Origin of the sequence: Nitrospirillum amazonense (genome assembly GCF_029594735.1) — a bacterium.
In the GTDB taxonomy this organism is placed as follows: Bacteria; Pseudomonadota; Alphaproteobacteria; order Azospirillales; family Azospirillaceae; genus Nitrospirillum; species Nitrospirillum amazonense.
In genome coordinates, this window is record NZ_JARPAF010000001.1 from 1307525 (window position 1) to 1321469 (window position 13945).

Consider the following 13945-nt stretch of genomic DNA (forward strand, 5'->3'; position numbering starts at 1 on the left):
CTAGCCACGGCCCAAGCTATGGATCATGGTTCATGCAACCTTAACCTGGACGCTATATCGCTATATTTGGCGGAAAGCGCCCTGTCCACGTCAGGCTAGGTCCACGTCAGGCAAGCCAGGAGGTACCCCGGTGAACATCAGCAAGACCGTCTTGTCGGGGATCGGTGGCGTCGCCGCCCTCGCCGTGGCCCTATCGGGCATCATCGCCTTCGTCGCCGCCCGGGACCTGGCGGCACAGGCCGACGCCGGGCGGAACTTGGCGGCCTATAGCGACACCCTCAGGTTGGGCGCCCTGCTGGCCTCGGAACGGGCCGCCTGGAATGGCGCCTTCAGTGCGGACGGCCCGGCTGACACCGGTGCCAGCAGCGCGCCGGCCAGGGCCATGGCGGCCACGGACGCCGCCCTGACCGCCGCGCAGAGCAGTACCGCCGCCGCGCACCTGGACCTGGCCGGCCTGGGCCAGGCGGAAAAACTGCTGACCGACATGCGGGCCGGCGCCAAGACCGAAACCGCCAAGGCAAAAGCCGACCGGGCGGCGGACGGCGCGGGGCGCATGCAGGAGGGCATCGCCGCCGCCGCCGCCGCGGTGGACCATGCCGCCGACCTGGCCTTCCGCCGTACAGCCGCCTCGTCCGCCGACCTGACGGTACCCCTGCAGATCGCCGCCATGGCGCAGGACCTGCGCGCCGCTGCCGGTACCCGCTCCGCCATCCTCAGCCTGTTCCAGGCGGGCCAGGCGCTGGACGCCAAGCGCCTGCAGACCGCCACCCAGTTGACCGGCCAGGTGGCCACCCTATGGCGGCTGCAGACCCAGGCCGTGGCCAATCTGGGCAGCCCGGCCAAGCTGGCCGAGGCGCTGACCACTGAGGAGGCCACCCTGATGAAGGAGGGGGAGCCGCGCTATCAGGCCATCCTGGAGGCGGCTCGCACCGGCGCGACCAGCCCCATGGAAAACGCCGCCTGGCGGGCCTGGACCAGCCCCATGCTGGACAACGCCCTGATCCTGCGGGACCGCGCGCTGGAGACGGCGCGTGACATGAACCGCGACGCCCTGGCGGAGGCGCGCCTGCGCCTGGTGCTGGGCGGCCTGACCCTGGCCTTCGTCGCCGTCATCACCGCCCTGGTGGCCTGGGTGCTGCGCCGCCGCGTGACCCAGCCCATCAAGGACCTGACCCAGGCCATTACCCGCCTGGCGGAGGGCGACCTGGAGGTGGCCATTGCCGCGCCGCGCGTACAGGACGAGGTGGGTGCCATGGCGGTCGCCCTGACCGTGCTGCGCGACAACGCCGCCCAGGCCCGTGCGGCCGAGCGCGAGGCCGCTTCCGCCCGTCAGGCGGCGTTGGACCGCGCCCGGGCGGTGGACGGGCTGTGCCGCGACTTCGACAGCCGCGCCACCGTCGGCTTGAACGCCATGGAGGAGGCGGCGGATCATCTGGCCGCTACCTCCGCCGCCATGACGGAGACGGCTCAACACTCCAGCCGCCAGGCATCCACCGTGGCCAGCGCCGCCCAGACCGCGTCCAGCGGCATCAATACCGTGGCCGCCGCGGCGGAAGAGCTGTCAGCCTCCATCTCCGAGATCAGCCGGCAGATGGCCCAGTCCACCACCATCGCCAACGACGCCATGGCCAAGGCGGAGGAGACAGACCAGGCCATCGCCGTCCTGGCGGCCGCCAGCGCCAAGATCGGGGAAATCGTGGGCCTGATCACGGCCATTGCCAGCCAGACCAATTTGCTGGCCCTGAACGCCACCATCGAGGCGGCACGGGCGGGCGAAGCGGGCAAGGGCTTCGCCGTCGTGGCGGCGGAGGTCAAGAACCTGGCCAACCAGACGGCCCAGGCGACGGATGAGATCACCCGCCAGATCGGGGAGATCCAGTTGGTGACGCGCAGCGCCGTGGCCGGGGTGCGCGCCATCTCCGATGTCATCCACACCATGGGCGGCATCACCGCCGGCATCGCGGCGGCGGTGGAGGAACAGGGGGCGGCGACGCAGGAGATCGCCCGCAACGTGCAGGAGGTGGCCATGTCCACCCACCAGATCACCGCCAGCATCGATGACGTGCGCACGGCCGTGGAACAATCCACCACCGTGGCGGGCGATCTGCGCCAGGCGGCCACTTCCATGACCGACCGGGCGGAACGGCTGAAGGGCGACGTGGCCGGCTTCCTGGGCGGCGTGCGCACGGCCTGAGCTGGCCTGGCGGCCTGCTTGGCCGTACAAGGATTCCCAATGCAAATGGGGAATCGCATGGATCTGACCGACCGCTTGAGCCATCGGCCGCTGACACAGGATGACCTGGACCTGGTGTGCCGGCACCGCGCCGCCATGTTCCGCGAGTCTGGCCGGCCGGAGGACGCCATCGCGTCCATGGCGGCGCCCTTCCGCGACTGGCTGGCGCCCCGCCTGGCGGACGGGCGCTATTTCGGCTTCGTCCTGGAAGATGCGGATGGCGCGGCCGCGGCCGGCATCGGCCTGATGGAGATCGACTGGCCGCCCCATCCCGCACATCCCGGGGAAGCCCGGCGCGGCTATGTCCTGAACGTCTATGTCGAACCCACCCACCGCCGCCGGGGCCTGGCCCGCCAGCTGATGACTCTGGCGGAGGCGGAGTTCCGGCGGCGCGGCGTCGCCTATGCCATCCTGCACGCCACGGCGGCCGGCCGGCCCCTGTATGAGCAAGCCGGCTGGGCCCCGACCACCGAGATGGCCAAGGCCCTCACCTGACCGGATCAGGCCCGCGCCAAGCCCAGGCCCTCATCGATCCAGCCCGTCAGCCCGCCAATCATCTCCTTCACCGGACGGCCCATCCTGGCCAGCTTCAACGCCGCCTTGGTGGAGCCGTTGCAATGCGGCCCGGCGCAATAGACGACGAACAGCGTGTCGGCAGGGTAGTCGGCCAACCGCGCCTCGCTCAGCTGCCGGGTGGGGATGTTGACGGCACCCGGCACGTGGCCGGCGGCGTACATTGCCGGGGTGCGCACGTCCACCAGCACGAAGTCCCTGGTCTCATGGTTGGTGGCGTACCAGACGTCGGCGCAGTCGGTCTCAAACGCCAGCTTGGCTTCGAAATGAGCCGCGGCGGCCTGGGATGAGGCGGCTGGCGCCTTGGCGACGACGGAAGGGGAAGCGGGGATGTAAGCAGCGGTGGTCATGATCGGTATCCCTGTGAGACGATGGTGACGCGCACTTTGTCGCCCGGCGTCCGAATTCCCGCCAGTGGCGCGTCCGCCAATAGGCGGGCACTTCCAGCCAAGCGGCGCCTAACGGAAAAAGGCTGGCGCGAAGGCCCCGGATGCCCCACATTATGTCCCTAGATACGGGTAATTGATGAGGCGGCCATGGGCTCGCATGTGGCCTTCCTGGCGGAAGTGATGGCATCCGACGGCTTGGTCGCCACCGACCGCCTGGCAACCCAATTGCGCATCACCAAGACCGAACTGGCAGGCGCGATGGGCCTGTCCCGCGACGCCGTCTCCAAATCCGGCCGGTTGCGCGCGCCCAGCACCCAGGCCCGGCTGCGCGACGGGGTGGAGATCATCAATCGCATCCTGGCCTGGTCAGGTTCCCTTCCGCAGGCCTTCGCCTGGTACCGGGCGCAGCCCATCCCGTCCTTTGGCGATCAGACGGCCGAGGACCTGGTGAAGGAAGGCCGGGCCGAGGCGGTGAAGCGATACCTGAGCCGCATCGCCATCGGCGGCTACGCGTGAGGCTGACGGGCCTGGTCTACCGGGCACACAACCCGCGTTGGGCATTCCTGCCGGACTCTGGCGACGGGGCTGCCCGGTTCGGCGGACGCTTCAACCCGCCGGGAATGCCAACCCTCTATACCGCGCGCCGCCTTGAGACGGCTTGGCTGGAGGCGCAGCAAGCCTTCCCCTTCAAGGCGCAGCCCATGACGATGGTGGCCTATGAAGTGGACTGTGCGGGCATCGTGGATTTGACCGACCCCGCCGAACGGGCTGCCCATGGCATCGATGGGGCCGACTTGGCCTGCGCCTGGGAGGACCTGGCCGATCGGGGTCAGATACCAGGCAGCTGGCGAATAGCGCAGCGGCTACATCAGGCGGGGCATGTCGGCATCGTGGTGCCCAGCTTCGCCCCCGGCGCCAGCGCCATCGACATCAATGCCGTCTTCTGGACTTGGGGACCGATGCCGCCCCATCAGGTGCGGGTGATCGACGACGCCGGGCGCCTGCCCCGCAACGACCTGTCGTGGCGCTGATGCCCCGGGGGCCGATCCTGCTGACAGCTTCTGTCACCCGGCGCGGCTAGGAAGGTCCGACCAGACAAACGCAGGACAAAGGCACGCGATCCCATGCCCCGCCCCAACTACATCGAGCTGCCCACCCGCGACATCGCAGCATCACAGCGCTTTTACGAACAGGCATTCGGCTGGTCGCTGACCGGCTTCGGCCCCACCTACGCCTGCACCATGACCGGCGACGTGGACATCGGCCTGCAGGCCGACGCGGCGGAGGCGACCAAGGCCCCCCTGACCGTCATCGAGGTGGATGATCTGGAGGCGGCGCTGGCCGCCGTGACCGCCGCCGGCGGCACCATTGTCCGCCCGACCTTCAGCTTTCCCGGAGGCCGCCGTTTCCAGTTCACCGACCCCTCGGGCAATGAGCTGGCGGTGATGCAGCCGGACGCCCATCAGGATTGACCCGCGCGTAGTGTGCAACGCTGGGGCGGCACAGTCCTGCACCATGGGGTGGCGGGGCTGCCTTAAAATGCCCCCATCGCGGGTGGCCCCGGTCGTCATGGGGAGCCACCCGCGATGGGAGGTTCATATGGTTCATGCCCATTCCCTGCACAGCTTGGCCCTGCTGTTGCTGATTCTGGGCGGGCTGTTCGCCCTCGGTTTTGGCTTCGTGCTGTTTCACGTTCCGGGGGAGCCGGCCGATCGGCGCGCCATCCTGCCCTATTACTGTGCGGCAATTGTCATTCTGATGGGCACCGCGCTGCTGCTGGACCTGGGTCTGGCCAAGGGTTGGCCTGGGCTTTTGTTCCTGGTCGGCCTGGGGGTCGTGGCCTTGGCCACCTCCCGTGTCTGTAGCCGCTGCGGCATCGCCGTCCTGCCCCGCAGCTTGGTTCCGCCCGAACACTGCGCCCATTGCGGCCATGCGTTCGGCGGAGGGAGAGACGACCGATGACACCGGACTGGACCATCATCGGCACCATCCTGCTGGGCCTGGCCGTGGCACAGCTGGCCGCCGCCATAGCCTGGTGCCATCTGGTTCCCGGTAACCCGGTGCGGCGCAACCGGACCTACCACTGGTTCTATGCCGGCATCGCGCTGGCCGTCTTCCTTTACGCTTGGGTATGCTGGGGCTGGGCGCAGGCTTGGCCGCTGGCGGTGGCCACCCCCTTCATGATCGGCGTGGCATTGACGGGATTCCGGTTGTGCCCCACCTGCGGCGTCATCAGTGGTCACGTCGTCCGGCATTGCCCGCGGTGCGGTGCCGCGATGAAGGCCCCGGACGGTGAGGGCGCGCCACCATAGCCGTTCCGCCAATAGGCGGGCATTTCCCGCCATGGCGGCGATGCCCCCTTGGCGCCCCCGCCACGCCGGTGTTTCATGGGATGCCATGACCCTGCGCCGCCCCGCCCCCGCCGCTCCGCCGCCCCCGCGCAACCGCACGGTGGCCGTCCTGGCCTATGACGGCTTGTGCACGTTCGAGTTTGGCGTGGCGGTGGAGGTGTTCGGTCTGCCCCGGCCGGAGATGGTGGATTGGTACGAGTTCCGCGTCTGCGCCGCCGACACCGGCCCCATGCGGGCCATGGGCGGCATCCAGGTGCTGGCCGACGGCGGGCTGGAGGAATTGGCGGCCGCCGGCACCGTCATCATCCCCGGCTGGCGCGGCATGGATGCCCCGGTGCCGCCGGCCCTGCTGGACGCGCTGCGCCGGGCGCACGCCGCCGGGGCGCGGCTGGTGTCCATCTGTTCCGGGGTCTTCGTCCTGGCGGCGGCCGGCGTGCTGGCCGGCAAGCGCGCCACCACCCACTGGCGTTATGCCCAGGCCCTGGCGGAGCGATTCCCCAACATCCGCGTGGAACCGGACGTGCTGTACGTGGACGAGGGATCCGTACTGACGTCGGCCGGCAGTGCCGCCGGCCTGGATTTGTGCCTGCACATCATCCGCCGCGACCATGGCGCCCGCATCGCCAACCAGGTGGCCCGCCGCTTGGTCATCCCGCCCCATCGCGACGGCGGCCAGGCCCAGTTCGTGGAGGCGCCGCTGGCCGACGAGGCCGCGCCCTTGTCCGCCCTATTCGACTGGATCCGCCGCAACCTGGACCAGGACCTGCCCCTGGCCCGCCTGGCATCCCAGGCGCGCATGAGCGAACGGACCCTGGTCCGCCGCTTCCGCGAGGCCGCTGGCACCAGCCCCAAGGACTGGATCCTGACAGAGCGGCTGAACCGCGCCCGCACCCTGCTGGAAGCCACGTCGCTGCCGCTGGAGCAGGTGGCGGCCGACTGCGGCTTCGGCAGCGCCGATACCCTGCGCCACCATTTCCGCGCCCGCCTGCGCACCAGCCCCGCCGCCTACCGCGGCCGTTTTGCCGACGCGGCGGAGTGACCGGCTACAACCCTCCGCCAGCGGCATTCACGGCAGCCAGTACGGCGGCGACGTCCTCGGCCACCGTCTGATGGCCTCCGCCGACCAGCAGCGTCGCCTTGGCCGTGCCGCCCGGCGGGACCTCCGTTGGCAAAGGCGGGCGCAGCAGCGACACCGCCGACCCCCGCACCCACAGCGCCGATCCGTCCGGCCGCGTCAGGCGGGCGAAGTCCGACCCAAGGCCCAGGCGGGCCAGCAGGGCGTCCGGCGCCTCCGCCGTTGTCACCCCTTCGGCCAAGCCGCCCAGCGCCGTCCCGGATGGACCACCAACCAAGGTGCTGATGCCGCCGGCATCGATATGGATGGTGGTGCCGGCGGATGTCTTGATCTCGGCCATCGTCTTCCTCCTGACAGGGATTTTGCTCCAGCCAAACCCAGGGCTGCATCGGCGGCCTAGACGCGCATTCGGCCATCAGCCATCCGGCCTTGCCGCCAGGGCCGCACAAACCGGTTGCGCCAGTCCGGGCCAAACCCTAGAGTGCCCGCCATATGACAAGGTTGTCATATGCCCCGTCGGGCCCCCTCCGGCGGCAATAAAACTAGGGAGTAGACGTTCGTGCCCCATGCGCCGTTTGGGTCCTGCCTGCCTTCCACGCCCCGTGCCTTAACCCGCCGCCTTGCCGCCGGTGCCGCCCTCAGCGCGCTGATGATTGGGGGGGTGCCGACCTCGCCGGCCCACGCCCAGATCGCGCTGGAGGCCGAGATGTCGGCGCGGGCGACCGCCGCCGCCGTGCCGCCCACCCCGTCGGTGCCGGGGCCGTGGATGAACACCAAGCTGTCGCCGGATGAGCGCGCGCGCCTGCTGGAAAGCCAGCTGACCCTGGATGAGCGCATCGGCATGCTGCACGGCATCATGGCCCTGCCCTATAAGATCGAAGGCCTGCCGGACGGCGTCGTCTGGTCCGCCGGCTACATCCCCGGCGTGCCGCGCCTGGGCATCCCGGCCCTGCGCGAGACGGACGCCAGCCTTGGTGTGGCCACCCCCCACCGCCTGCGCCCCGACGGCGCCACCGGCCTGCCGGCCGGCCTGGCCATCGCCGCGACGTGGAGTCCGGAACTTGCCTACCAGGGCGGCGCCATGGTGGGCGATGAAGCGACGCGCAAAGGCTTCAACGTCCTGCTGGGCGGCGGGGTGAACCTGACGCGCGAGGCGCGGAACGGCCGCAACTTCGAATATCTGGGCGAGGACCCCCTGCTGGCCGGCACGCTGGCGGGCCAGGCCATCCGCGGCACCCAGGACCAGCACATCGTGGCGACGGTGAAGCACTTCGCCATCAACAGCCAGGAATCGAGCCGCCGCGCCGTGAGCGCCGTGATCGACGAGGCGCCGCTGCGTGAGAGCGACCTGCTGGCTTTCCAGTTCGCCATCGAGGCGGGCAAGCCCGGCTCGGTCATGTGCTCCTACAACCGGGTCAACGGCCCGTGGGCCTGCGACAGCGACTTCCTGCTGAACAAGGTGCTGAAGGGTGACTGGGCCTATCCCGGCTGGGTCATGTCCGACTGGGGCGCCACCCCGGCCCTGAGCGCCGTCACCAACGGCCTGGACCAGCAGTCGGGTGAGCAGATCGACAAGGAGGTGTTCTTCGACAAGCCGCTGAAGGCGGCAGTCGAGGGCGGCCAGATCCCGGCGGCCCGCGTGTCGGACATGGTGCGGCGCATCCTGCGCTCGCTGTTCGCCACCGGCGTGTTCGACGTGAAGGCGCCCACCGGCCCCATCGACTTCCAGGCCCACGCCGACATCACCCGCACGGTCGCCGAACAGGGCATCGTGCTGTTGAAGAACAGGGGCGACGTGCTGCCCTTCGCCAAGGGCAAGCGTATCGCCGTCATCGGCGGCCTGGCGGATGTGGGTGTGCTGTCGGGCGGCGGCTCATCCCAGGTGCTGGCGGCTGACGGGCCCAACCATGACTACAAGAACGGCGCCTTCGTCCACATCGGCGGCACCGGTGAGCTGGTCCACATCTCGGACGCCGTCTACCAGCCCGACGCGCCGCTGAAGGCCATCGAGGGCAAGGCCGGCAAGGACAACGTGTTCTTCGCCGACGGCCGCTACGTCAGCGAAAGCGTGGCCGCCGCCAAGGACGCGGACATCGCCATCGTCTTCGCCACGCAATGGAACATCGAGGGCCAGGACGTGCCGGATCTGAGCCTGCCCCAGGGCCAGGACGCCGTCATCGCCGCCGTGGCCGCCGCCAACCCCAACACCATCGTGGTGCTGGAGACGGGCGGCCCCGTCGCCATGCCCTGGCTGGACAAGGTGGCGGGTGTGGTGGAGGCCTGGTACCCCGGCACGCGCGGCGGCCAGGCCATCGCCAACGTGCTGTTCGGCGACGTGAATCCCTCGGGCCACCTGCCCATCACCTTCCCCAAGGATGAAAGCCAGCTGCCCAGCCCGGTGCTGGCCGGCTTCTATGAGCGCGACCGCACCAAGCTGATCGACGCCCATTATCCGGAGAAGTCGGATGTGGGCTACCGCTGGTACGCGGCCAAGGGCCTCACGCCCCTGTTCCCCTTCGGCTACGGCCTCAGCTACACTACCTTCGCGCAAGGCGGGCTGAAGGCCGCCGCCGGCACCAAGGCGGGTGAGGCGATGAAGATCAGCTTCACGGTCACCAACACCGGGAAACGCGCCGGCCAGGATGTGGGGCAGGTCTATCTGGTGTCGGGCCCGCAGGGCAACCGCACGCGCCTGCTGGGCTTTGGCCGCGTGGACCTGAAGCCGGGCGAGAAAAAGACGGTCAGCGTCAGCGTCGATCCGCGCCTGCTGGCCGATTTCGACGCCCAGGCCCATGAGTGGAAGGTGGCGGCCGGCAGCTACACCGTGGCCCTGGGCAGCGACGCCCTGAGTCTGGGGGAGAAGCAGACCGTGACGCTGAAGGCCCAGACCCTGAAGCCGTGACGGGATCGCCTGGCAAGTCGCCCCGGCGCTTGCCAGGCCCCACCCCTGGGGCCGACACTGGCGGCAAAACAGCCGCCTGGGAGAACGCCTCATGTCCGCCGCCGCACAAGCCGACATCTTCGACTACGTCGTCGTGGGCGCGGGGTCGGCCGGGTGCGTGCTGGCCAACCGGCTGTCGGCCGACCCGGCCGTGCGCGTGGCCTTGGTCGAGGCCGGCGGCAAGGACGACTGGATCTGGTTCCACATCCCCGTCGGCTATCTGTTCGCCATCGGCAATCCCCGCGCCGACTGGATGTTCAGGACCGAGGCGGTGCCCGGCCTGAACGGCCGCAACCTGGCCTATCCGCGCGGCAAGGTGCTGGGCGGCTGCTCCGCCATCAACGCCATGATCTACATGCGCGGCCAGGCCGCCGACTATGACGGCTGGCGCCAGATGGGGTTGCAGGGCTGGGGGTGGGACGACGTGCTGCCCACCTTCCTGGCGCAGGAGGACCATGTGGCGGGCGCCAGCCTGTTCCACGGGGCCGGCGGCGAATGGCATGTCGACCATCCCCGCGTCCGCTGGGCCCTGCTGGACGCTGTCATCGAGGCGGTCGAGCAGTGCGGCATACCCCGCACGGAAGATTTCAACCGCGGCGACAATGAGGGCTGCGGCTATTTCCAGGTGAACCAGAAGGGCGGCCGGCGCTGGAGTGCGGCCCGCGCCTTCCTGGACCCCGTCCGCCACCGCCCCAACCTGACCGTCATCACCGGCGCCCTGGCCGACCGCCTGGTGTTCGAGGGCACGCACGCCACCGGCGTGCGCCTGCGCGCCCCGAACGGCGTCCGCACCCTGGCGGCGCGGCGGGAGGTGGTGGTGGCCACCGGCGCCGTGGCCACGCCCGCCTTGCTGGAACGCTCCGGCATCGGCGCCGGCCAACGGCTGCGCGATCTGGGCGTGGAGGTCATCGCCGACCGCCCGGGGGTGGGGGAGAATTTGCAGGACCACCTGCAGCTGCGTCCCATCTTCAAGGTGACGGGCGTGCCCACCCTGAACCTGCTGTACAGGTCCCTGCCCCGGCGGGCGTGGATGGGTCTGCACTATGCCTTGCGCCGGCGCGGGCCGCTGACCATGGCGCCGTCGCAACTGGGTGCCTTCACCCGCAGCGGGCCGGAATACGCGACCCCCAACCTGCAATTCCACATCCAGCCCCTGTCGCTGGACAAGTTCGGCGACGCCCTGCACCCCTTCGGCGCCTTCACCGCCAGCGTCTGCAACCTGCGCCCCACCAGCCGGGGCAGCATCCACGCGCGCAGCCCCGACGCCACCGCCGCCCCCGTCATCCAGCCCAACTACCTGGCCACGGAGGAGGACCGGCGGGTGGCGGTGGACAGCCTGCGCCTGGCCCGCCGCATCGCCCAGGCCCCGGCGCTGGCCGCCTTCAACCCCGAGGAATACAAGCCCGGCACCCATCTGCAGAGCGATGCCGACATCGCGCAGGCCGCCGGCGACGTGGGCACCACCATCTTCCACCCCGTGGGCACCGCCCGCATGGGCGCCCCCGACGATCCGCACGCCGTCACCGATGCCCGCCTGCGCGTCATCGGCGTGCGGGGCCTGCGTGTGGCCGACGCCTCCGTCATGCCACGCATCACCTCGGGCAACACCGCCTCCCCCACCATGATGATCGCGGAGCGGGCGGCGGCGATGATACTGGAGGATGCGCGCTAGCGGGGACGGCGAACTCTATACCCGGACCTGCGCGTAGGCGCCCAGGATTGCCGCGATAAGGCCCGGGAAGCGCTGATCCACCTCGGAACAGCGCGAATGGTTGCGCATTTCCACGCCGTGCCGCTCGCACCGGATCAGCCCGGCCTCGCGCAGCACCTTGATATGGTGGGACAGCGAGGATTTCGGGATGACCTTGTCACCCACCACTGCAAATGCGGAGCACGCCTCCACACAGCCCTGCCCAGAAATCTGGGTAAAGATCGCCGCGCGCACGGGATCGGACAGGGCGTGGAGGATGGCTTCCGGTCGCATATCTCCGACCGCGGGGTGAAAGAGGGGCCTCATGATTTTTTTAATATGAGGGGGCTTGTTGCCTGCTTCAATAGTTCCGATATTCCGAACTATGGGACGAAGCCGGCATCCTGCGGCTGCCCCGACTCAAAAGAGGGAATGGAAAACATGGGAAAGCTTACCGGTAAGGTCGCCGTGGTGACGGGCGCCTCCAAGGGCATCGGCGCCGGCATCGCCAAGGCGCTGGCGGCGGAAGGCGCCGCCGTGGTGGTCAACTATGCGTCGAGCAAGGCCGGCGCGGACGCGGTGGTCCAGGCGGTCACGGCGGCCGGCGGCAAGGCAATCGCCGTGCAGGGCGACGTCGCCAAGGCCGACCAGGCGCAGGGCCTGATCGACGCAGCGGTCAAGGAATTCGGTCGCCTGGACATCCTGGTCAACAACTCCGGCGTTTACGAATTCGCCGCCATCGAAGAGGTGACCGAGGCGCATTACCGCCGCATCTTCGACGTCAACGTGCTGGGCCTGCTGCTGACCACCCAGGCGGCCGCGAAGCACCTGGGCGAAGGTGGCAGCATTATCAACATCTCGTCCGCCGTCACCAGCGTGCTCATGCCGAATTCGGCCGTCTATACCGGGACCAAGGGCGCGGTGGACGTCATCACCGGCGTGCTGGCCAATGAACTGGGCCCGCGCAAGATCCGGGTGAACGCCATCAACCCGGGCATCGTCGAGACCGAAGGCACGCATACCGCCGGGGTCATCGGCTCCGAACTCGAACAGGGCTTTGTGGCGCAGACCCCATTGGGCCGCGTCGGCCGGCCGGACGACATCGGGGCTGTCGCCGTCTTCCTCGCCTCCGACGACGCCCGCTGGCTGACCGGTGAGCGGCTGACCGCCAGCGGCGGCCTGCGCTGAGCGTCATGCCCCGTCTCGTGCGCTCCCCTTCACGGGGGGAGCGCACACTTACTCCGCCTGGCCCGGCTGGGCCGGCGCGCGTCAGGCGGGGCGCCCGAAGGCCAGACGCAGCCAGACCAGGGCGGCGATGGCGATCACCACCAGCGAGACCAGCGAGCCTTCGACCCCGAAGGCCCCGCCGGTCAGCCACGGCGCGCCGGCCAGATCCCCGCGCACCAGGCCGGACGTGACGGCGTGGCCCGACACGGGGACCGAGAACACCTGGCCCACGCTGTAATTCCAGGCGACATGGCTGCCGATGCACAGCCACAGGCGGCGCATCTTCATGTAGATGGCCGCCTGCAGCAGGCCGAAGGCACAGGCGGCGGCCACCGCCAACAGGGAAATGCCCTCGTTGGGCAGATGCACCAAGCCGAACAGCAGGGCGGAAATGGCAAGGGCGGTGCGGCTACCCCAGGCCCGTTCGGTCACGCCGAACACGATGCCGCGGAACACCGCCTCTTCCGCCAACGCGACCAGAACCAGTTCGGCCAAGGGCAGGAAAAGCGCCAGGCTGGCGCCATTCACCCCATCGACCCGATAGACGCCCAACAGGGCCAGCAGCGCGAAGACAGCCGTCACCATGGCGCCACCCAGCAGCAGGCCAAGGCCCAGTTCGCGCGGCGCTTGGGGCAGCGCCAGTTCCATCACCGGGCGCTTTTCAATGCGTCGCACATAAAAGCCATAACCGAACCAGACGAGGACCGCCGCCAGCAGCTGCGGCCACACGACGCGGTACGACTTATCCACCAGTTTGGTGGCCAGGATCATCACCATCGGCACCGGCGCGAAGGTGAGCAGCGTGCCAATGAGGATGCGCACCAGCGGGTGGGCCATCAGACGTGTGCCGAAGCGGGGACGGGGGACGGCCAGGGCCAAGGTGTGATCCATCATTCGCTTTCCGGGTTGGGGGATGAGGTGGCATCAGGCCGTGAGTGGCGGGCGGCGCGGATACGGTCGCCGAACGGGCGCTTGTGCAAGGCCTCGATGGCCTCGCGCAGGCATTGGGACAGGGGATAGGGCAGATCGGCATCCAGGCTGTCGGCGGCCTGGCGGGTCCTGTCCCAGCATTCCTGCAGCCGGCCCAGCAGGGACACGCCATGGTCGCTGAGCCGGACCAGGCGCTGGCGCGCGTCGCTGTCGCTGGCGGTGATGGACACCAGCTTGTCCGCCTTCATCAGCGCCAGTGTCTGCGTTACGGCCGGCTGAGTGATGCCGGCCAGTTCGGCGATGCGCCCCACCGTCAGGCTGCCGTGCGCCGCCAAGACCCGCATGACAGGCGTGTAGCGCGGCCGGTAGTGCAGCCCCGCCTCGCCGTAGGCGGCATCGACCGCCCCGTCGAGCAGGTCGATCAGATGCCGCAGCTGAGTTCCCAATCCCTGTTTCATGCGGTGATAATATCACCACTTATATAAGTGGTGATATAATTTTCTTCGATACGGTTTTGATACTGGTGGCCCCCCTCT

General features: G+C 69.4%; 16 protein-coding genes. 11 read left to right on the forward strand and 5 right to left on the reverse strand.

Annotated elements, in window-relative coordinates:
- The first annotated feature begins 130 nt into the window (after positions 1-130).
- Positions 131-2194 carry a methyl-accepting chemotaxis protein gene (locus tag P5F91_RS05270; RefSeq protein ID WP_186454932.1) on the forward strand — a complete coding sequence of 688 codons (2064 nt, stop codon included), beginning with the start codon at positions 131-133 and terminating at the stop codon, positions 2192-2194.
- Positions 2195-2251: 57 nt separating this feature from the next.
- Complete coding sequence (locus P5F91_RS05275) at positions 2252-2728, forward strand: GNAT family N-acetyltransferase (protein WP_277906715.1); 477 nt, start codon at positions 2252-2254, stop codon at positions 2726-2728.
- A 5-nt stretch (positions 2729-2733) separates the two neighbouring features.
- Here P5F91_RS05275 and P5F91_RS05280 read toward each other — a convergent pair whose 3' ends face one another.
- Positions 2734-3156 carry a rhodanese-like domain-containing protein gene (locus P5F91_RS05280; protein WP_277906716.1) on the reverse strand — a complete coding sequence of 141 codons (423 nt, stop codon included), beginning with the start codon at positions 3154-3156 and terminating at the stop codon, positions 2734-2736.
- Positions 3157-3342: 186 nt separating this feature from the next.
- Here P5F91_RS05280 and P5F91_RS05285 point away from each other — a divergent pair, with 186 nt between their 5' ends.
- The 6 genes from P5F91_RS05285 to ftrA all read left to right on the forward strand — a co-directional run bounded on the left by P5F91_RS05285 (position 3343) and on the right by ftrA (position 6585).
- Complete coding sequence (locus P5F91_RS05285) at positions 3343-3711, forward strand: antitoxin Xre/MbcA/ParS toxin-binding domain-containing protein (RefSeq protein ID WP_145612947.1); 369 nt, start codon at positions 3343-3345, stop codon at positions 3709-3711.
- The gene (locus P5F91_RS05290) at positions 3708-4226 is read left to right on the forward strand and encodes an RES family NAD+ phosphorylase (protein WP_186454933.1); all 519 of its coding nucleotides are present in this window, start codon (positions 3708-3710) and stop codon (positions 4224-4226) included. The genes P5F91_RS05285 and P5F91_RS05290 overlap by 4 nt, the downstream gene beginning before the upstream one ends.
- A 93-nt stretch (positions 4227-4319) precedes the next feature.
- Positions 4320-4667: a VOC family protein gene (locus P5F91_RS05295; protein WP_145612948.1), complete on the forward strand. Its 348-nt coding sequence runs from the start codon at positions 4320-4322 to the stop codon at positions 4665-4667.
- A 127-nt stretch (positions 4668-4794) separates the two neighbouring features.
- Positions 4795-5157, forward strand: coding sequence for a hypothetical protein (locus tag P5F91_RS05300; protein WP_145612949.1), 363 nt, complete (start codon positions 4795-4797; stop codon positions 5155-5157).
- Positions 5154-5507 (forward strand): hypothetical protein, encoded by a 354-nt coding sequence (locus P5F91_RS05305; RefSeq protein WP_145612950.1) that lies wholly within the window; start codon positions 5154-5156, stop codon positions 5505-5507. The genes P5F91_RS05300 and P5F91_RS05305 overlap by 4 nt, the downstream gene beginning before the upstream one ends.
- An 85-nt stretch (positions 5508-5592) precedes the next feature.
- A complete protein-coding gene (gene ftrA, locus P5F91_RS05310) occupies positions 5593-6585 on the forward strand; it encodes a transcriptional regulator FtrA (protein ID WP_277906717.1) in 993 nt (330 codons plus the stop codon).
- A 4-nt stretch (positions 6586-6589) separates the two neighbouring features.
- Here the strand turns inward: ftrA and P5F91_RS05315 are convergent, their stop codons facing one another.
- The gene (locus tag P5F91_RS05315; RefSeq protein WP_277906718.1) at positions 6590-6961 is read right to left on the reverse strand and encodes a hypothetical protein; all 372 of its coding nucleotides are present in this window, start codon (positions 6959-6961) and stop codon (positions 6590-6592) included.
- A gap of 321 nt (positions 6962-7282) precedes the next feature.
- Between P5F91_RS05315 and P5F91_RS05320 the strand changes: the two genes are divergently transcribed.
- Positions 7283-9523 (forward strand): beta-glucosidase family protein, encoded by a 2241-nt coding sequence (locus P5F91_RS05320; RefSeq protein WP_277906719.1) that lies wholly within the window; start codon positions 7283-7285, stop codon positions 9521-9523.
- 91 nt (positions 9524-9614) lie between these two features.
- Positions 9615-11234, forward strand: a complete 1620-nt coding sequence (locus P5F91_RS05325; protein ID WP_277906720.1) for a GMC family oxidoreductase — start codon at positions 9615-9617, stop codon at positions 11232-11234.
- 15 nt (positions 11235-11249) lie between these two features.
- Here the strand turns inward: P5F91_RS05325 and P5F91_RS05330 are convergent, their stop codons facing one another.
- Positions 11250-11546: an ArsR/SmtB family transcription factor gene (locus tag P5F91_RS05330; protein ID WP_277906721.1), complete on the reverse strand. Its 297-nt coding sequence runs from the start codon at positions 11544-11546 to the stop codon at positions 11250-11252.
- A gap of 147 nt (positions 11547-11693) precedes the next feature.
- Here P5F91_RS05330 and P5F91_RS05335 point away from each other — a divergent pair, with 147 nt between their 5' ends.
- A complete protein-coding gene (locus tag P5F91_RS05335) occupies positions 11694-12440 on the forward strand; it encodes a glucose 1-dehydrogenase (protein ID WP_277906722.1) in 747 nt (248 codons plus the stop codon).
- 81 nt (positions 12441-12521) lie between these two features.
- Here the strand turns inward: P5F91_RS05335 and P5F91_RS05340 are convergent, their stop codons facing one another.
- Complete coding sequence (locus P5F91_RS05340; protein WP_277906723.1) at positions 12522-13373, reverse strand: CPBP family intramembrane glutamic endopeptidase; 852 nt, start codon at positions 13371-13373, stop codon at positions 12522-12524.
- Positions 13370-13867, reverse strand: coding sequence for a MarR family winged helix-turn-helix transcriptional regulator (locus tag P5F91_RS05345; protein ID WP_277906724.1), 498 nt, complete (start codon positions 13865-13867; stop codon positions 13370-13372). Before P5F91_RS05345 ends, P5F91_RS05340 begins: the two co-directional genes overlap by 4 nt.
- Positions 13868-13945 lie beyond the last annotated feature (78 nt).

Excerpts from the sequence above, each read along its gene's own strand:
- P5F91_RS05275 (WP_277906715.1), top strand. The coding sequence starts at position 2,252 with ATGGATCTGACCGACCGCTTGAGCCATCGGCCGCTGACACAGGATGAC.
- P5F91_RS05280 (WP_277906716.1), bottom strand. The coding sequence starts at position 3,156 with ATGACCACCGCTGCTTACATCCCCGCTTCCCCTTCCGTCGTCGCCAAG.
- P5F91_RS05285 (WP_145612947.1), top strand. The coding sequence starts at position 3,343 with ATGGGCTCGCATGTGGCCTTCCTGGCGGAAGTGATGGCATCCGACGGC.
- P5F91_RS05295 (WP_145612948.1), top strand. The coding sequence starts at position 4,320 with ATGCCCCGCCCCAACTACATCGAGCTGCCCACCCGCGACATCGCAGCA.
- P5F91_RS05300 (WP_145612949.1), top strand. The coding sequence starts at position 4,795 with ATGGTTCATGCCCATTCCCTGCACAGCTTGGCCCTGCTGTTGCTGATT.
- P5F91_RS05305 (WP_145612950.1), top strand. The coding sequence starts at position 5,154 with ATGACACCGGACTGGACCATCATCGGCACCATCCTGCTGGGCCTGGCC.
- ftrA (WP_277906717.1), top strand. The coding sequence starts at position 5,593 with ATGACCCTGCGCCGCCCCGCCCCCGCCGCTCCGCCGCCCCCGCGCAAC.
- P5F91_RS05315 (WP_277906718.1), bottom strand. The coding sequence starts at position 6,961 with ATGGCCGAGATCAAGACATCCGCCGGCACCACCATCCATATCGATGCC.
- P5F91_RS05325 (WP_277906720.1), top strand. The coding sequence starts at position 9,615 with ATGTCCGCCGCCGCACAAGCCGACATCTTCGACTACGTCGTCGTGGGC.
- P5F91_RS05330 (WP_277906721.1), bottom strand. The coding sequence starts at position 11,546 with ATGCGACCGGAAGCCATCCTCCACGCCCTGTCCGATCCCGTGCGCGCG.
- P5F91_RS05335 (WP_277906722.1), top strand. The coding sequence starts at position 11,694 with ATGGGAAAGCTTACCGGTAAGGTCGCCGTGGTGACGGGCGCCTCCAAG.
- P5F91_RS05340 (WP_277906723.1), bottom strand. The coding sequence starts at position 13,373 with ATGATGGATCACACCTTGGCCCTGGCCGTCCCCCGTCCCCGCTTCGGC.
- P5F91_RS05345 (WP_277906724.1), bottom strand. The coding sequence starts at position 13,867 with ATGAAACAGGGATTGGGAACTCAGCTGCGGCATCTGATCGACCTGCTC.